Raw genomic sequence first — 17,455 nt, 5'->3', positions numbered from 1 at the left:
CGCGCCGTCGCGAAACTCCCCCCACCGGCGCTGCGACGATGGACTCCCAGACCTCGAAGTCATCCCAGCCGTCCCAGTCACCGTCACCCCAGTCACCGCACACGTTCCAGGTGGACCTGCGTGGTCTGGTGGACCTGCTCTCCCATCACCTCTACTCCAGCCCCAGGGTCTATCTGCGGGAGCTGCTGCAGAACGCCGTGGACGCCATCACCGCCCGGCGTGCGGAGCAGCCCGACGCGCCGGGGCTCGTGCGGCTGTACGCCGAGGCGGGGACCCTGCGTGTCGAGGACACGGGGGTCGGGCTCACCGAGTCGGACGTGCACAGCCTGCTCGCGACCATCGGGCGCAGCTCCAAGCGTGCCGAGGAGATCGCCGACGGCATCCAGCAGGTCCGCTCCGACTTCCTCGGGCAGTTCGGCATCGGCCTGCTGGCCTGTTTCGTGGTCGCCGAGCGGATCCGGGTCGTCAGCCGCAGCGCCCGTACCCCGGACGCGGCGCCCGTGGAGTGGACGGCGAGCGACGACGGTTCGTACACCGTGCGGACGCTGCCGCACGCGGCACGGCCCGAACCGGGCACCACCGTGCATCTGGTGGCGCGGGCGGGGGCCGGGGAGTGGCTCACTCCCGAGCGGGTGCTCGGGCTGGCGCGGGACTTCGGTTCCCTGCTGCCGTACGACGTCCGGGTCGGAGACGAGGCGGTCACCGATCTGCCCGCGCCCTGGGACCGGCCCTACCCCTCCCCCGCCAACCGGCGTGTGGCCCTGGCGCGGCACTGTCACGAGCTGTTCGGCTTCACCCCGCTGGACTCGATCGAGCTGAACGTGCCGCTCGCCGGGATCCGCGGGGTGGCGTACGTCCTGCCGTCGGCGGTCAGCCCGGCCCAGCGGGCGACGCATCGTGTGCACCTCAAGGGCATGCTGCTGACCGAGCGGGCCGAACAGCTGCTGCCCGACTGGGCGTTCTTCGTGCGGTGCGTGCTGGACACGGACAGCCTGCGGCCCACGGCCTCGCGCGAGTCGCTGTACGAGGACGAGACGCTGGCCGCCGTGCGGGAGGCGCTCGGCGAAAGGATCAGGTCCTGGCTGACGGGGCTCGCGGCCGGCGCGCCCGAGCGGCTGGCGGCCTTCCTGGCGGTGCACCACCTGGGCGTGAAGTCCCTGGCGCGGCACGACAGGGAGATGCTGCGCACGATGCTGCCCTGGCTGCCCTTCGAGACCACCGACGGGCAGCTGTCCCTGGAGGAGTTCGCGCAGCGGCACCCGGTGGTGCACTTCACGCGGACCGTCGAGGAGTACCGGCAGGTCGCGGCGATCGCGTCCGCGCAGGGCGTCGGGGTGGTCAACGGCGGTTACACGTACGACAGCGAGCTGGTCGAGGCGCTGCCGTCGGTGCGGCCCGGGACGGTGGTCGCCGAGCTGGACGCGGACACCGTGACGGCGCATCTGGATGCCGTGGATCCGGCGGAGGAACTGGCGCTGTCGGCGTTCCTGGCGGCCGCGCGGGCCAAGCTCGACCCTCTGGCGTGTGACGTGGTGCTGCGGGCCTTCCACCCCCTCTCCGTTCCCGCGCTCCACCTGGACGACCGGGCGGCCCGGCACGAACAGGCCCGCGCGGAGGCCGAGGACCAGGCCGACGACCTGTGGGCGGGGATTCTCGGGTCGCTGCGGGGCAGCACTCCCCGCGCGCGTCTGGTGCTCAACCACCTCAACCCGCTGATCCGGCGGATCAGTTCGCTCGGCGACCCGGAACTGATCGGCACCGCCACGGAGTCCCTGTACGGGCAGGCGCTGTTGATGGCGCAGCGACCGTTGCGGCCGGCGGACACGGCGCTGCTGAACCGGTCATTCATCGGCCTGCTGGAATGGGCGACCCATGGCGATTCCGACGCGACGGACAACTCCTCGGGGGGCGGTCACTGATGGGTGAGATCACGGACTTCGACTCCCTGCGCCGGGCGATGACGGAGAACTCCGAGCGCCCGGAGGGCCCCGCACGCAACGCGCGCGCGGAGCAGCTGCTCGTGGAGGCCGAGCGGCTGGGCATCCCGCTCGCCGTGATCGAGGCGCTCGGACACCAGCTGAAGGTCTACAACTACAGCTCCGAGAAGGACAAGATGTTCGTCCCCTTCGCGCGTCTGCTGCGCCTGTGGGACGAGCGGCCCGAGGACTTCGACGCGTACGAGGTGCACTCGCTGCACTGGGTCTTCAAGTGGATGTCGTCCGGCATGCTCGACCAGCCGCACGTGCCGCTCGCCTCCATCGAGAAGTGGCTCGGCGAGATGGAGCACCGCTACCGGCTCGCCGGGCACTCCGAACGGGCCGTGCGCAGCGCCGAGTTCAGCGTGGCCGCGCACCTCGGGGACCTCGCGCGCGCGGAACGTGCGTACGCCGCGTGGCTGGCCGCGGACCGGGACGACATGGCCGACTGTCACGCGTGCGAGCTGCACGGGCAGGGCTGGTGGCAGGCGGAACGGGGGCGGGACGCCGAGGCGCTTCGGCTGTGGGCGCCGGTCCTGGAGGGCGAGTTCACCTGCGCCCACGAGCCGCACACCGTCCTCGCGTCCTCCTTGACGCCCCTGCTGCGGCTGGGCCGCACCGACGAGGCACGAGCGCACCATCTGCGGGGCTTCCGGCTGGTGCGGGGCATGGAGAGCATGCGCGGCGCGTACGCGGACCACGTGGAGTTCTGCGCGTTGACGGGCAACGAGGCGCGGGCCCTGGAGCTGCTCGCGGAGCGGCCGGCGTACTTCACGGACACCGGGCAGCCGCGCAGCAGGCTGGACTTCCTCAGCGTGGTGACCCTGCTCATGGAGCGTCTGGGCGTCAGGGGCCACGGCGACCGCCAGGTGCCCGGACCGGCCGGCCGGACGTGGACGGCGCGCGAACTCGCCGCACACACGCGTGCGGAGGCCCTCGCCCTGGCCGCCCGTTTCGACGAGCGCAACGGCACCTCGTACGTCAGCGACCGGGCACGCGCGCGCATGGCGCAGCGTCCCCTGGTGGACCGGCTGCCGCTCGGACTGCGCACGACGGTCCGCCCGGTCTCCGCGCCCACGGTGGCGGCACCGGCCGCCGTGACCGCGGACGCGCCGGACCTGCCGGACCTGCGTGGCCTGCTGACCGAGGCACGCCGGCTCTCGGACACCCTGCAGCCGAACGCCATGGAGGCGTGGGCGGCGGTCGCGCGCGCCGCCGAGGACGTCGAGCTGGGCGCCCGCGACCGCGCGGAGATCGTCGACCACGAGGCGATGGACCGGGGCCCTGAGGGTGCCGAACTCTTCGAACGGGCCGCCGGGCTGTACGAGGAGGCGGGCGACCCCGGCGAGGCACTGGCGGCACGCACGCGTGCGGCGTACGTACGCGCTCTGGCGGGCCGGGTCGACGAGGCGCTCGCGGCGGTCGCCGAGCCGTACGACCGGGTCCTGGCGCTCTACGCCGAGGACGCCACGGGCGTACGGCAGACGGCGTCCGTGCTGATGGGGCGGGCGCGGATCCTGATGCGGCGAGTCCTGGACGCCGGCGAATCGGCGGACGCGACGGCTGGCGAAACGGTTCTCGCCGACGCCGAGGCGTCCGTGCGCGAGCTGCTCGCGCTGGTCGGCGGGTACGCCGGGGACGACGTGCGGATCGCCTCGCGGGGCGCCGAGGCGCTGGCCATGCTCGCGGAGCTGGCGATGCGTCGCGGGGACCTGGAGGGGGCCGTGGACCTGTTCGGGCGGGCCACGGCCGGCTTCGTGGAGGCCGGGCTGCCGTGGTTCGCGGTGGAGTACGAGGCGCAACTGGCCGGGCTCTCCCACCACTTGGGCGACATCTCGGGTGCGGAGCGGGCCCTGCGGGCGGCCCTGGACCACGGCGGAGCCCACTTGGAGGCGGTCGGGCGGGCCCAGCTGCACCTTCAGCTCGCCGAGGTGCTCGGCGGCCGGGGGTTGTTCGTGGAGGCCTCGGAGCACGCCCTGGAGGCGGCACACTGGGCCGACGAGGCGGGCGAGGGGCCCACGTTCGGTGCCTGGGCCCGGCACCAGCTCGGCGGGTTCCTGCTGCGCCAGGAGCGGTGGGCCGAGGCCGCGGAGATGCTGGAGTCGGCGCTGCCCGACCTGACTGCCGAGACGCACGGCGACGGCGCGGTCGTCCAGACGCAGTGGTGGCTCGGCGACTGTCTGAGCGAGCTCGGCGAGCACCGTGAGGCGGCCGAACGGCGGCTGCAGGCGGCCGAGACCGCCCGCCACTGGCCCGAGCAGCACGACCACGCGACGCTCGCCCATCTCGCCGGCGAGTCGCTCGCGGCGGCGGGGCTGCCCGCCGAGGCGGACCGGGCCTACGCGCGCGCGGGCGACCTGTGGCGCTCGCTCGGCAACGTCCACGGCCTGGTCCGCTCGCTGCGCGCCCGCGCGTGGCTTGAGCTGCGCGCGGGCGCGCAGGACGGGACGCGTGCGGCACGGGAGTTGATGGCGGGCGCCGTCCGGGAGTGCGAGGCCGCGCTGGGCGCCGCCGGGACCGACGAGGAGGCGCGGGGGCGGCTCGTCGCGGAACTCGGGCACACGCACCGCCAGTTCGGCGACCTGCTCGCCCGTTCCGCCGCGGAGGACGCCGACGACGACTCGATCCGGGCCGCCCTCGAAGACGCCCTGTCCCAGGTCACCGAGGCGATCACGGTGTTCGCCACCCTGGGGGACGACGCCCTGGACAGCCGGACCGGAGCAGAGCTCGCCGCAGGCTGGCTGGAGGCCGACCTCGGCCGCCCCGCCCGAGCGGTGGCACACGCGCGTGCGGTCCTCGCGGCGTACGACGGCGCAGGCGGCGAGGACGAGACGGCGCAGGAACGGCGGGCGGAGGCGGAGCAGCTGCTGGAGGTTCGGGAACAGGGCGCCGGCTGAGGCGCAGCGGGCGCTGGAGGTCCGGGAACAGGGCGCCGGCTGACGACCAACAGAAGCTGGAGGTCTCGGAACAGGGGGCCAGCCGCCGCCCAACAGAAGCTGGAGATCCGGGAACAGGGCGCCGGCCGACGCCCAACAGAAGCTGGAGATCCGGGAGCAGGAAACCGACCGAGACACGGCAAACCCCGGAGAACCAGCCGCAGGAAGCCAGCCGCCGCGCAACAGACACTGCAAGCCCGGAAACAAGAGACCGGCCGACACCCATCCGACCCTGCGGACCCGGAAACAGGAAACCGACCGAGCCGCGGCAGACCCTGGAGCCCCGGAAGCGGGAAGCCAGCCGCCGCGCAGCAGCCCGGAACCCGGGAACAGGAGACCGACCGGGACGCTACTCGACGCCGATCAGCAGCAGAGCCCCTTGTCGTCCGCCCCGGTACACCACCGTGTCGACGGCGAGATACGACTCACGCACGCGTGCCTCCAGGTGGTGGGCGACGGACTCCGGGGCCTCGTCGCCGAGCACGAGGGTGACGAGCTCGCCACCGGCCTGGAGCATGCGGTCCAGGACGGTCTCGGCGGTGCCGGTGACGTCGGAGCCGATCACGGCCACGTCGCCCTCGATGAGGCCGAGGACGTCACCGGCCTGGCAGATGCCGGCCATGGTCCAGGACTGCCGCTCGGCGACGGCGACCTCGGCGTAACGGGTCGCGCCCGCCGCCGAGGTCATCGACACGACGTCCTCGTCGAAGCGGCGCTCCGGCTCGTGCACGGCGAGCGCCGCGATCCCCTGGACCGCGGAGCGGGTCGGGATCAGGGCCACGCGGATGCCTTCGGTGCGGGCCTGTTCGGCCGCCGCGGCCGCGGTGTGGCGCAGGTCGGCGTCGTTGGGCAGCAGCACGACCTCACGCGCGTGTGCCCGCCGTACGGCGTCGACCAGCTCGCCGCTCACCGGCGGCTCCCCGGGGCGCGCGAGCACGGTGGTCGCGCCGGCCTCGGTGTACAGCCCGGCCAGTCCCTCGCCGGGCACCACGGCCACGACCGCCCGCTGGACCGGCTCCCTGGGCGGACGTGCGGCCCCGCGCGTGTGCACGTCTCCGAGCCCGAAGTGGGTGATCCGGATCCGGTACGGCCGTCCGGCCTCGACACCCGCCTCCACGGCGGCGCCCGCGTCGTCCACGTGCACGTGGACGTTCCACAGCCCGTCGCCGCCGACCACGACCAGAGAGTCCCCCAGGGCGTCGAGCCGGGTCCGCAGCCGCGTGACGGCCGCGTCCTCGGCCTCCAGCAGGTAGATCACCTCGAAGGCGGGACCGTCCTCTTCGAGGGCGTCGGCGCAGTCTCCGGCATCGGCCGAGGACGCTCCTCCGTCCACCGTCAGGCCGGCCTCCGGGCCGTCGCCCGCCGCCACCGTCTCCACGCGCGCGTGCCCCGCGGACACCGCAACCGCCCCCGGCGCCTCCCCCGTGAACGTCTCCACCAGCGCCGCGAGCACCGCCACCAGCCCGCGCCCGCCGGCATCGACCACCCCGGCGCGCCCCAGCACGGCCAGCTGTCCCGTGGTCTCGGCCAGCGCCGTGCGCGCTCCCTCGTAGGCAGCCCGTGCGACCGTCCCGCAGTCGCCCTCGGCTCTCCCGGCCGCGTCGGCGGCGGCCGAGGCGACCGACAGGACCGTGCCCTCGACGGGGTGGGCGACGGCCTGGCGCGCGGAGTCGGCCGCGTGCCGCAGCGCGAGCCCGAGGCCCGAGCCGTCGGTGTGAGGTGTCCCACCATCGACGGTGAACACCTGAGCCATACCGCGCAGCAGCTGCGCGAGGATCGTCCCGGAGTTCCCCTGGGCGCCTATCAGCGCGCCGTGCGCCATCGCGCGCACCGCGTCGGCGAGCGTCGGCTTCCCGGACTCCCCCGGGCCCCCGGCACCGGCCGACAGAGCACCGGCACCGCCACCGCCACCGACTTCGTGAGCTGCGAAAACGGCTTCCACGGCCGCCACCGCGGACTCCACGGTCAGATACAGGTTGGTGCCCGTGTCCCCGTCGGCCACGGGGTAGACGTTGATCGCGTCGATCTCCTCGCGCGCGCGGCCGAGCTTCTCCAGCGCGAGGCCGCACCAGGTGCGCACCGCGAGAGCATCGAAGAATGTCTGCGGCACCTGCGCCACCTGCGCCTCCTTGAGCTGCTGGACTGGACGCAGCGTAGACCCAGGGCCGGTGCCCGCCGGAAGTGGGCCGGGAGGAGCCCTGATCAGCCATGGTAGTTTCGTGGCACCGGCGCAGTCGTTGTATGCTGCTCCGGTTGCCCGATCCTGATCGGGCCATACCCCTGGCACCGCCACTCAGATCTCAGATCTCTGATCCTGCGATCTTGATCCCGGCATGCCGGGATCCACCGTAAGTGCATCTGAAGTCTTTGGAGTGACCCGTGGCTGCCAACTGCGACGTCTGCGGCAAGGGGCCGGGCTTCGGCAACAACATCTCGTTTTCGCACCGCCGTACGTCCCGTCGCTGGAACCCGAACATCCAGCGCGTCCGTACCGTGGTCGGCGGGACGCCGAAGCGCGTGAACGCTTGCACCTCGTGCATCAAGGCCGGCAAGGTCTCGCGCTGACGCACAGCTAAGCGCGCGGCCACTGCTGGTTCGCTGCTCAAAGCCGGTCCACCTCGGTGGGCCGGCTTTTTGCTGTGCCCGGCCGCGTGCGTGCTGCAAGAATCGTGCGAATGCGCTTCGGCATCCTGGGAGCCCTGGACGTACGCACCGACGACGGCATCCCACTGGACCCCGGCGGACCGCGCCCCCGTGCTCTGCTCTCCCTGCTGCTCCTCGACGCCGGCCACGCGGTCTCCACGCAGCGCCTCACCGACGGCCTCTACGGCGCCGAGCCGCCCGCCGGGGCGGCGAACGCCCTCCAGTCGCAGATCTCCCGGCCGCGCAGACGCCTGGCCCCGCACACGGACATCGAGGCGGGCCCCGCCGGATATCGGGTCGCGGTCGCGCCCGGCTCCGTCGACGCCCACCGTTTCGAGCGCCTGTCGCAGGAGGGGCGGGCCGCCCTCGCCGCCGGTGACCACCCTCGCGCGCGGCGACCCTGCTCCGGGAGGCGCTCGCCCTGTGGCGCGGCCCGGCCCTGCCCGACCTCCCGGACCCGCACGCCGAGGCCGCCCGGCTCGACCAGCTCAGGCTGGCCGCCGTACTGGACCGGATCGAGGCGGACCTGGCGCTCGATGGCGGCCCCGAACTCGTGCCCGAGCGACGGACGCTGGTGTCGGCCCACCCGCTGAGCGAGCGGCTGTACGGACAGTTGATGCGGGCCCTGCACGCGGGCGGCCGGCCCGCCGAGGGGCTCACGGTGTTCGAGGACGCCCGGCGCACACTCGCGGACGAGCTGGGCGCCGACCCGTCTCCCGAACTGTCCGCGCTGCACCTGGAGCTGCTCCAGGGCGGCGAACGCGAGCGGCACCGTCTTCCGGTCCAGCTGACCCGCTTCGTCGGCCGTGAGAGCGAACTCGCCCGGATCGCCGCCCTTTTGGCCGACGCCCGCCTGGTCACGCTCACCGGTCCGGGCGGCGCGGGCAAGACACGGCTGGCGATCGAGGCGGCGAGCCGGCGCACCGGTGTCTGTTTCGTGGAGCTCGCCCCGCTCACCGACGGCACCCAGATCCCGTACACCGTCCTGACGGCACTCGGTGTGCGGGGCGGTCTGCGCACGCCCGTCGGCGACGGCACGGGCCGGCTGTTGGCCGCCCTGGAGGATCGCGAGCTGCTGCTCGTGCTCGACAACTGCGAGCACCTGGTCGAGGAGGCCGCCCGGATCGCCGCGCTGCTGCTCGGCGCCTGCCCCGGCGTGCGCGTTTCGCCAGAAACACGAGAGGACGGCCATCAGGTCGGCATGTCCGCCCACGCGCGCGGGGACTCACGGCGCGCCCTGGAGCTGCTCGACGAGGGACTGGCTTACCTGCGCGAGGTGGCGGCCCCCGAAGAGACCGCCGATCTGCTGCGCACCCGTGGCGCCGTGCTGCTGCGCCGGGGCGACACGGCCGGCGCCGAGGCCCATTTCGAGCAGGCGCTGACGCTCGCGCGCGTCGCCGGGCTGCCCGACAAGATGGCGGCCGCCCGGCGCGGCCTCGGTGACGCGGCCCGGCTGTCCGGGGACACGGCACGCGCGCGTGTGCACTACGAAGGCGCCCTGGAGGCCTGCGCCGCCAACTGGTTCAGCGTCGGCGAGACCGTACGGATCCTCATCGGGTTCGGCCGCACCTCCGCCGCCGAGGGCCGCATCGAGGAGGCCCGCGACTGGCTTCGGCAGGCCGCCGAGCTGTCGGCCGAGGGGCCCGGCGACCTCGAACTCGCCGACACGGCCGAGGCGTTGGCATCCGTCGCCGAATCGGCCGAACTGGCCGCCGTCCTGCTGGGCGCGGCGACAGGCCTGCGGGGCGCCCCAGCCGTCCTCAGGGCCCTCGAAGAGACCGACGACCTGTACTTCGACGCGATCGCCCAGATCCATGTCGACCGCCTCACCAAGGGGCGCGTGGCGCTGCTCGGTGACGCCGGGTACGGGGCCACCATGGGCGGTATGGGGACGGGCGTGGCGATCGTCGGGGCGTATGTGCTCGCCGGTGAACTCGCCCTCGCGGGCGGCGACTTCCGTACCGCGTTCGCCGAGTACGAGACCCGGATCCGGGACTTCGCCAACGGCTGCCAGAAGATCTCCGGCAACGCGGGCCCGTTCGTCGCCCCGGCGACCGAGCGGCGCATCCGCAACCGGGATCGCATGTACCGGGTCCTCGGCTCCCGCCCCCTGGCCCGCTTCTTCAAGAAGCTGACCGAGAAGGCGGCGACCGACATCAAGCTGAGGGAGTACCCGGCCCTGTCCGGGGCCTGAGGGCCCACCCGTGGTCCACGGGCCCGATCCCGCCGCCGAGTGCGAACCCGGCCGAGATCGCCCCGGTGACGTACTCCTTGGCCACCGCCACCGCCTGCGGCACGGACTGCCCCTTCGCGAGCTGCGACGCGATCGCGGACGCGAGGGTGCAGCCCGTGCCGTGCGTGTGCCGGTTGTCGTGCCGTGGGGCGCGCAGCCAGTGCTCCTCGGATCCGTCGGTGAGCAGGTCCACGGCCTCACCCGGGAGATGGCCGCCCTTGACGAGCACCCATGTCGGCCCGTACGACAGGACGGCGGCCGCCGCCTCGCGCAGGTCCGACTCCGACTCGACCCGCACACCGGCGAGTTGGGCCACCTCGTCGAGGTTCGGCGTCGCGACGGTCGCGAGGGGCAGCAGCCTGTGCCGTACGGAATCCAGTGCCGAGGCGGCCAGCAGAGAGTCGCCGTGCTTCGAGACGCCCACCGGGTCGACGACCGCCGGAGCGCCCGTGTCGCCGATCAACTCGGCCACGGCCTCGACGAGTTCGGCCGAAGCGAGCATTCCGGTCTTCACGGCCTGTACGCCGATGTCGTCCACGACGCTCCGGTACTGGGCCCGCACAGCCTCCACGGGCAGTTCCCAAGCCCCCTGCACGCCGAGCGAGTTCTGGGCCGTGACCGCCGTGACGACACTCATGCCGTGCACACCGAGCGCGAGCATCGTCTTCAGGTCGGCCTGGATTCCGGCCCCTCCGCCGGAGTCGGAGCCGGCCACCGTGAGGACCCTCGGCGGGGCGGTCATGACTCGATGTCCCCGAAGTGGTCCCAGCCGCCCTTGCTGGTCCACGGCGCCCCGTCGACCGTCACCTGGGGCAGCGCCGAGGGGTTGAGCACCTCGCCGATCACCTTCCAGCGGGCCGGCAGCTTCACGTCCGGCGGGAAGGTCGCCACGATCGCGTGGTCCTCTCCCCCGGTGAGCACCCACTGCATGGGGTCGACGCCGACGGCCTGCCCGATGTCGTTCATCTGGGACGGGATGTCGATCGCGCCGGAGCGGATGTCGATACGGACCTTGCTGGCCTCGGCGATGTGCCCGAGGTCGGCGATCAGGCCGTCGCTGACGTCGCACATCGCGGTCGCGCCGAGTCCGGCGGCGGCCGGGCCCGCGTGATACGGCGGCTCGGGGCGCCGGTGCGCCTCCACGAACGCGCGCGGCGAGCGGAAGCCCCGGGAGAGCACCGCGTAACCGGCGGCGGACCAGCCCAGCCAGCCGGTGACGGCGACCAGGTCGCCGGGCTGGGCGCCGCCCCGGGTGATCGGCTCCTGGTTGCGCAGATCGCCGAGCGCGGTGATCGACACCATGATCGTGTCGCCTCGTACGACATCCCCGCCGACCACCGACGCGCCGGCCACCTGGCACTCGTCGCGCAACCCGTCCATCAGCTCGCTCGCCCAGGTCACCGGGAGTTCGGCGGGTACGACGAGGCCGAGCAGCAGCGCGGTCGGCACGGCGCCCATGGCGGCGATGTCCGCGAGGTTCTGCGCGGCGGCCTTGCGCCCGACGTCGTAGGCGGTGGACCAGTCGCGGCGGAAGTGCCGTCCCTCCAGCAGGATGTCGGTGCTGGCCACGACCCTGCGGTCGGGCGCGGCGACCACCGCGGCGTCGTCGCCGGGGCCCACCCGGACCGCCGGGGTGGTGGTGAGACGGGAGGTGAGCTCCCTGATGAGCCCGAACTCCCCGAGCTCACCAACAGTGCCCTTCATTGCCCTTGCTCCCCTTCTGTCCCTTGCCGTGCCCGGTCGCGCGTCATCAGTGTCCTCGCTACGGTCGAGGTGACCGTTGACTTCTTTCGTGCCCGCACCCGGCCGCGGCGTCCCGGGCCCGCGCAGGTCTCCCCGCGGCCGGTGACGACGCGATACCGTGGCGTTCCTTTTCCCCACATGATCCTCGTGGCCGCCCTGGAGGTTCCGTGGTACAGGCGTACATCCTGATCCAGACGGAGGTCGGCAAAGCGTCGACCGTCGCCGAGACGATCAGCAAGATTCCTGGAGTCATCCAGGCCGAGGACGTGACAGGACCTTATGACGTGATCGTGCGGGCCCAGGCCGACACCGTGGACGACCTCGGCCGCATGGTGGTCGCCAAAGTCCAGCAGGTGGACGGCATCACCCGTACTCTGACCTGCCCGGTCGTCCATCTGTAGCCCCCGTCTACCCTTGGCCGGTGAACTCCTTCCGTCACCGGCACCGAACTGTTTTCGGGCTGCCCGCTCTGGTCGCGACGCTGATCACGGCCACGGGCTGCTCCTCAGCAGACGACAGCGCCCGGACCTCGGTTCCCGGTCCGGGCGCGAAGGTCACCAAGCTGTGCCAGAACCTGGACAAGATGCTGCCGTCCAAGGTCGACGGTCAGGACCGCAGGGATCCCGAACCGGCCTCCGCGCTGACCGCGGGCTGGGGCGACCCGGCGATCATACTGCGCTGCGGTGTCGAGCGACCCGCGCGGATGAACGACCCCGAAGCCGACGGGGTCGAGGTCGACGGGGTCGGCTGGCTGCTGCAGAAGCGGGACGACGGTTCGTTCCGCTTCACCACGACACTGCGCACGGCGTATGTGGAGGTCACCATCCCGAAGGACCGCACGGGAGACGGCATGGCACCGCTGGTCGACCTGGCGCCCTCGACAAAGAAGGCGATCCCCGAAGGGATCGCCGACTAGCGCCGCGGCAGGGAACGTTTGCCCGTCAAGGAGCGGCGTCCGGTGCGTGCTCTCGGCGTGCCGGCCGGAAGTCCTCGTACTGGACGTACTTGGGCTTTCGGCCGGTGCGGTGAGAGTGCGTGCCGGGCGTCGCGACGGGGCGAACGTTGCCTGTTGCGGCGCTAGGTCGGTCTCTGACCTCGCTGCTGGGTCTTGCGGACATGCTCGGTGAGGATTGCCTTGGATTCGCGCAGCATCATCGAGGCCACGCCCTGACGCCAGTCGGGCTCGGTGATCGGCGCGTCGGAGCTGGAGCAGACGGTGACGCCGGCCTCGATCGCCGAACGGACGGGCCACTGGTAGGCCGAGCGTCGGGGACCCACGACCTCGTCCATCAAGTCGGCGATGGTCCACTTGATCCCGGGGTTCATGTTGACGCCGTAGCCGTGAGCGGCGAGCTTGGCCAGGCTGTCCGCGCCGATGAAGTCGCCGTGGATGACGTAGTGGCGGGCGTCGGGGCGGGGCGCGGCCGCGTCGGCGTCGACGAAGGCGTCCACGACGGTGTCGATGGCCCGGTCCCCGGTGACGTGCACGCCGAGCCGGCGACGGCTCTGGCGGTCCGGGACGGCCTGCTGCGCCCGGCCCCGGACCAGGTGATCCGCTTCGTGGAACGGTGAGGTGTCCGGGCCGGGCGTCGCCTTCCCGGATCACGCGGTCAGCGCCTCGACGCGCCGCATGACCTCACCGCAGCACCCCCTGGCTCCGAAGCAGGCCTCCCGGAAGGGGTGTTCGGGACCGTCATGCGAGAAGGGCGACGGCCTCCTCGCCACGACGTCCGCACAGCCGCTGCGTCAGCGAAGTCCCGTGGACCTGCGCAACGCCGCCTGGATGAGCCGTTCCACCAGTTCCGGGTAGCCGATACCGCTCGCCTGCCACATCTGCGGGTACATCGAGATCGGCGTCATGCCGGGCATCGTGTTGATCTCGTTGATCACGAACTCGCCGTCCTCCGTGAGGAAGAAGTCCGCGCGCACCAGGCCCTCGCAGGACGCGGCCTCGAAGGCGTCCACCGCCAGCCGCTGCACCTCGGCGGTCTCCTCCGGCGTCAGCGGCGCCGGCACGATCCCCGGGGTCGAGTCGATGTACTTGGCCTCGAAGTCGTAGTACGCGTGCGCGTCCGGCGGCGGGATCTCCGAGGGCACGCTCGCCCGCGGACCGTCCTCGAACTCCAGCACCCCGCACTCGATCTCGCGGCCGCGCAGTGCGGCCTCCACCAGGATCTTCGGGTCGTGCCGCCGGGCCTCGGCGATCGCCTCGTCGAGTCCGGAGAGGTCGTCGACCTTGGTGATGCCGATCGACGAGCCCGCACGCGCGGGCTTCACGAAGAGCGGCCAGCCGTGCTCGCCGGCGAAGTCCACGATCTTCTTGCGGGCGGCCGCACCCTTGTCCCCGTTCGGGGCGGTCTGCTCCCACTCGCGCGGGCGGATCACCACGTACGGGCCGACCTTGAGCCCGAAGGACGTGAACACCCGCTTCATGTAGTCCTTGTCCTGGCCGACGGCCGAGGCGAGCACGCCCGAACCGACGTACGGGACGCCGGAGAGCTCCAGCAGGCCCTGCAGGGTGCCGTCCTCGCCGTACGGGCCGTGCAGGACGGGGAAGACGACGTCGACCTCACCGAGCGCCTTGGGCACCGATCCGGGCTCGCTGTAGACGACTTCGCGGTTGCCGGGGTCGACGGGGAGCACCACGCCGCCCTCGCTCGACTCGGCGAGCTCCTCGACGTCCGGCGTACGGCGCTCGGTGATCGCCATGCGTTCCGGTGCGTCGGCGGTGAGGGCCCAGCGGCCGTCCCGGGTGATGCCGATCGGCAGGACGTCGTACTTGGTCCGGTCGACGGCCCGCAGAACGGCGCCGGCGGTGACCACGGAGATCCCGTGTTCGGAACTGCGTCCGCCGAACACGACGGCCACACGCGGTTTGCGAGGCGGCTGCTCAGGGCTCTGGGGGAGGTTCTCGGTGCTCATATCGCGTTGAGAGTACCCGGTGGTAGGGCCTTGAGTCAGCGTCCGTTGACGGGCGGCGGTTCGGACAGCACCCTGGAAGGGCGCGGGGAACGGCGCGACAGGCCGCGACTGTGCCGCAGCCGCCCGCCGGCACGCTGCGGCACCCCCGGCGGAGCACTCAGCGTCGTTCGGGCTTCGCGCTGCGCGACATCAGTTCCTTGAGGGCGACCACGGGGGGCTTGCCCTCGTGCACGATGTCCACGACCGTCTCGGTGATCGGCATGTCCACGCCGTGCCGACGGGCCAGATCCGCCACCGACTCACAGGACTTGACGCCCTCGGCGGTCTGCCTGGTGACCGCGATGGTCTCCTGCAGGGTCATGCCCTTGCCGAGGTTGGTGCCGAAGGTGTGGTTGCGCGACAGCGGCGAAGAGCAGGTCGCCACCAGGTCGCCCAGGCCCGCGAGTCCGGAGAAGGTCAGCGGGTCGGCGCCCAGCGCGACACCGAGCCGGGTGGTCTCGGCCAGGCCGCGCGTGATGAGCGAGCCCTTGGCGTTGTCGCCGAGGCCCATGCCGTCCGCGATGCCGACGGCGAGCCCGATGACGTTCTTCACGGCACCGCCCAGCTCGCAGCCGACCACGTCCGTGTTGGTGTACGGCCGGAAGTACGGCGTGTGGCAGGCGGCCTGGAGCCGCTGGGCGACCGCCTCGTCGGTGCAGGCCACCACGGCGGCGGCCGGCATCCGCGCGGCGATCTCACGCGCGAGGTTGGGCCCGGTGACGACGGCGATCCGGTCCGCGCCGATCTTGGCGACGTCCTCGATCACCTCGCTCATCCGCATGGCGGAGCCGAGCTCGATGCCCTTCATGAGGGAGACGAGGATCGAGTCGGGCGCGAGCAGCGGCGCCCATTCGGCGAGGTTGCCGCGCAGTGTCTGCGAGGGGATCGCGAGGACGGCGAAGTCGGCGCCGCGCGCGGCCTCGGCGGCGTCCGTCGTCGCCCGTACGCTGTCCGGGAGTTCGACGCCGGGAAGGTAGTCGGGGTTCGTACGCGTGGAGTTGACCGCGTCCGCGAGTTCGGCACGGCGTCCCCACAGGGTGACGTCGCACCCGGCGTCGGCGAGCACCATGGCGAACGCGGTGCCCCACGAACCGGTGCCGAAGACGGCCGCCTTGACGGGCTTGCTCACGTACCCTGCCCCTCTTCCTGCTCGGCCTTCTCATGGACCTGTGTCTGCGCCTGCGTCCTGCGCCGCTGCTCGATCCGCTCACGGCGCGGGTCGTAGGGCGTCTCGGGCGCCTTCTCGCCGCGGATCTGCTCCAGCTGGCGGGTGACGGCAGCCATGATGACCGCGGTCGCGTCCTTCAGGAGGTCCGGGGTCATCTCCTGGTCGTAGAAGCGCGAGAGGTCGACGGGCGGGCCGGCGAGCACGTGATGGGTCTTGCGCGGGCGGAGGTTGGGTTTCTTGGCGTAGGGCGGCAGCAGTTCGTTGGCGCCCCACTGCGCGACCGGAATCACCGGGCACTTGGTGGTCAGCGCGACGCGCGCGGCACCCGTCTTGCCGACCATGGGCCACTGTTCGGGATCCCGGGTGATGGTGCCCTCGGGATAGAACGCGACGCATTCGCCGCGCTCCACGGCGCCGATCGCGGCCCGGAAGGCACTGAGTGCGTCCGTGGTCTCGCGGTAGACGGGGATCTGCCCGGTCCCGCGCATCGCGGCGCCGACGAATCCCTTCCTGAAAAGGCCGCTCTTCGCCAGGAATCGCGGAACCCGCCCGGTGTTGTACTGATAGTGCGCGTATGCGAAAGGGTCCACATGGGAATTGTGGTTCACCGCGGTAATAAATCCGCCGTCGACCGGAATGTTCTCCATTCCGCGCCAGTCCCGCTTGATCAGAACCACCAGTGGCGGTTTGCAGAGGACCGCTGCGAAGCGGTACCAGAAGCCGATTCTGCGGCGGGGCACGCGGACACCTTCCTCTAGGGCCTTGGGGGGCCGCACAAGTGTCGCCCCAGGCCGCCGGTCTGTCGAGAACACCGTACGCCCCGGCGCCGCGACCGCCAGATGGCCCAGGTGACGGCTGAGTGACAATGGCCGCGAGAAGAGAGGGACGGAACACCGGTGCAGTGGACCTTGGTCATACCCCTGAAAGCCCTGGCGCGGGCCAAGAGCAGGCTCTCGGACACCGCCGCCGACGGGCTGCGCCCGGGCCTCGCCCTCGCGTTCGCCCAGGACACCGTGGCGGCGGCGCTGGCCTGCCCGGCTGTCAGGGATGTGGCGGTCGTCACGGACGACGCCCTCGCAGGCCGTGAGCTGGCCGCGCTGGGTGCCCGGATCGTCTCCGACGAACCCCGCGGCGGCCTCAACGCGGCGCTGGCGCACGGCGTCGTCGCGGTACGCACAGCGCGCCCCGAAAGTCCCGTCGCGGCCCTGAACGCCGACCTTCCGGCGCTACGCCCCCGGGAATTGCTCCGGGTCCTGGACACGGCCGCGGAATTCCCCCGCTCTTTCCTCGCCGACGCGGCCGCAATCGGGACGACCTTGCTGGCCGCAACTCCCGCCCAGGAATTGCTCCCGGCATTCGGCCCCGATTCCCGGGCCCGCCACCGTGCGTCCGGCGCCATGGAACTGGCCCTCGACGCGGTGGATTCCGTACGCCAGGACGTGGACACCGGCGACGACCTGCGCGCCGCGCTGGCTCTCGGAGTGGGCCCCAGGACGGCGGCGGCAGCCCAGTTGCTGATTCCCGGGCAGTAGGCTGCGGCCATGCACGCGACCGCATACACGTACGACGCCGGGACGCGCAGCGGCAGTGTGCTGCTCGACGACGGCACCCCCCTCCCCTTCGAGGCCGACGCGTTCGACGCGGGCGGCTTGAGGCTGCTGCGGCCCGGGCAGCGGGTGCGTATCGAGGTCGAGGGCGCCAAGGACAGCCCCCGGATCACGCTCGTGACGCTGCAGACGCTCTGAGGGCCGTTCCTGACCTCCCGCGGCAACGCCGCGGGCCGGACTCCGATGCG

14 protein-coding genes and 1 pseudogene are annotated in these 17,455 nt (G+C 72.4%); 8 read left to right on the top strand and 7 right to left on the bottom strand.

Features of this window, described 5'->3' with window-relative positions; all coding sequences use genetic code 11:
• Positions 1-38 precede the first annotated feature (38 nt).
• Together OG870_RS32650 and OG870_RS32645 are read left to right on the top strand one after the other, a co-directional pair.
• Complete coding sequence (locus OG870_RS32650; protein WP_266590228.1) at positions 39-1,919, top strand: HSP90 family protein; 1,881 nt, start codon at positions 39-41, stop codon at positions 1,917-1,919.
• Positions 1,919-4,873, top strand: a complete 2,955-nt coding sequence (locus tag OG870_RS32645; RefSeq protein ID WP_327691777.1) for a tetratricopeptide repeat protein — start codon at positions 1,919-1,921, stop codon at positions 4,871-4,873. The genes OG870_RS32650 and OG870_RS32645 overlap by 1 nt, the downstream gene beginning before the upstream one ends.
• A 388-nt stretch (positions 4,874-5,261) precedes the next feature.
• Here OG870_RS32645 and OG870_RS32640 read toward each other — a convergent pair whose 3' ends face one another.
• Positions 5,262-7,031 carry a DAK2 domain-containing protein gene (locus tag OG870_RS32640; RefSeq protein WP_327667314.1) on the bottom strand — a complete coding sequence of 590 codons (1,770 nt, stop codon included), beginning with the start codon at positions 7,029-7,031 and terminating at the stop codon, positions 5,262-5,264.
• A gap of 260 nt (positions 7,032-7,291) precedes the next feature.
• Here OG870_RS32640 and rpmB point away from each other — a divergent pair, with 260 nt between their 5' ends.
• Positions 7,292-7,477, top strand: coding sequence for a 50S ribosomal protein L28 (gene rpmB, locus OG870_RS32635; RefSeq protein ID WP_009190838.1), 186 nt, complete (start codon positions 7,292-7,294; stop codon positions 7,475-7,477).
• A 478-nt stretch (positions 7,478-7,955) separates the two neighbouring features.
• Positions 7,956-9,749: a BTAD domain-containing putative transcriptional regulator gene (locus OG870_RS32630; protein ID WP_327692341.1), complete on the top strand. Its 1,794-nt coding sequence runs from the start codon at positions 7,956-7,958 to the stop codon at positions 9,747-9,749.
• Here the strand turns inward: OG870_RS32630 and thiD are convergent.
• Positions 9,712-10,530, bottom strand: coding sequence for a bifunctional hydroxymethylpyrimidine kinase/phosphomethylpyrimidine kinase (gene thiD, locus OG870_RS32625; protein ID WP_266522092.1), 819 nt, complete (start codon positions 10,528-10,530; stop codon positions 9,712-9,714). The genes OG870_RS32630 and thiD overlap by 38 nt on opposite strands.
• A complete protein-coding gene (locus OG870_RS32620; RefSeq protein WP_266522089.1) occupies positions 10,527-11,492 on the bottom strand; it encodes a thiamine-phosphate kinase in 966 nt (321 codons plus the stop codon). The genes thiD and OG870_RS32620 overlap by 4 nt, the downstream gene beginning before the upstream one ends.
• 206 nt (positions 11,493-11,698) lie before the next feature.
• Between OG870_RS32620 and OG870_RS32615 the strand changes: the two genes are divergently transcribed.
• Positions 11,699-11,932, top strand: coding sequence for an Lrp/AsnC family transcriptional regulator (locus tag OG870_RS32615; protein WP_003997603.1), 234 nt, complete (start codon positions 11,699-11,701; stop codon positions 11,930-11,932).
• A gap of 20 nt (positions 11,933-11,952) precedes the next feature.
• A complete protein-coding gene (locus OG870_RS32610; protein ID WP_266522087.1) occupies positions 11,953-12,447 on the top strand; it encodes a DUF3515 domain-containing protein in 495 nt (164 codons plus the stop codon).
• Between the two features lie 215 nt (positions 12,448-12,662).
• Here the strand turns inward: OG870_RS32610 and OG870_RS32605 are convergent.
• The 4 genes and pseudogenes from OG870_RS32605 to OG870_RS32590 form a co-directional block, all read right to left on the bottom strand.
• Positions 12,663-13,028, bottom strand: a pseudogene (locus OG870_RS32605) (amidohydrolase family protein); the annotation flags it as partial.
• A 249-nt stretch (positions 13,029-13,277) separates the two neighbouring features.
• Complete coding sequence (locus OG870_RS32600) at positions 13,278-14,453, bottom strand: D-alanine--D-alanine ligase family protein (RefSeq protein ID WP_266522076.1); 1,176 nt, start codon at positions 14,451-14,453, stop codon at positions 13,278-13,280.
• Positions 14,454-14,610: 157 nt separating this feature from the next.
• Positions 14,611-15,621, bottom strand: coding sequence for an NAD(P)H-dependent glycerol-3-phosphate dehydrogenase (locus OG870_RS32595; protein WP_266522075.1), 1,011 nt, complete (start codon positions 15,619-15,621; stop codon positions 14,611-14,613).
• Positions 15,618-16,400, bottom strand: a complete 783-nt coding sequence (locus OG870_RS32590; RefSeq protein WP_266590222.1) for a lysophospholipid acyltransferase family protein — start codon at positions 16,398-16,400, stop codon at positions 15,618-15,620. Before OG870_RS32590 ends, OG870_RS32595 begins: the two co-directional genes overlap by 4 nt.
• Positions 16,401-16,556: 156 nt before the next feature.
• On the opposite strand from OG870_RS32590, the gene cofC reads away from it, so the two are divergent.
• Positions 16,557-17,192: a 2-phospho-L-lactate guanylyltransferase gene (gene cofC / locus OG870_RS32585; RefSeq protein WP_266590220.1), complete on the top strand. Its 636-nt coding sequence runs from the start codon at positions 16,557-16,559 to the stop codon at positions 17,190-17,192.
• A 9-nt stretch (positions 17,193-17,201) separates the two neighbouring features.
• Positions 17,202-17,405, top strand: a complete 204-nt coding sequence (locus OG870_RS32580; protein WP_266590218.1) for a hypothetical protein — start codon at positions 17,202-17,204, stop codon at positions 17,403-17,405.
• The last annotated feature ends 50 nt before the right edge of the window (positions 17,406-17,455 follow it).

The organism is Streptomyces sp. NBC_00461 (genome assembly GCF_036013935.1).
Lineage (GTDB): Bacteria > Actinomycetota > Actinomycetes > Streptomycetales > Streptomycetaceae > Streptomyces.
The sequence above is the reverse complement of the archived record's forward strand: the minus strand, read 5'-3'. Positions and strand labels throughout refer to the sequence as shown.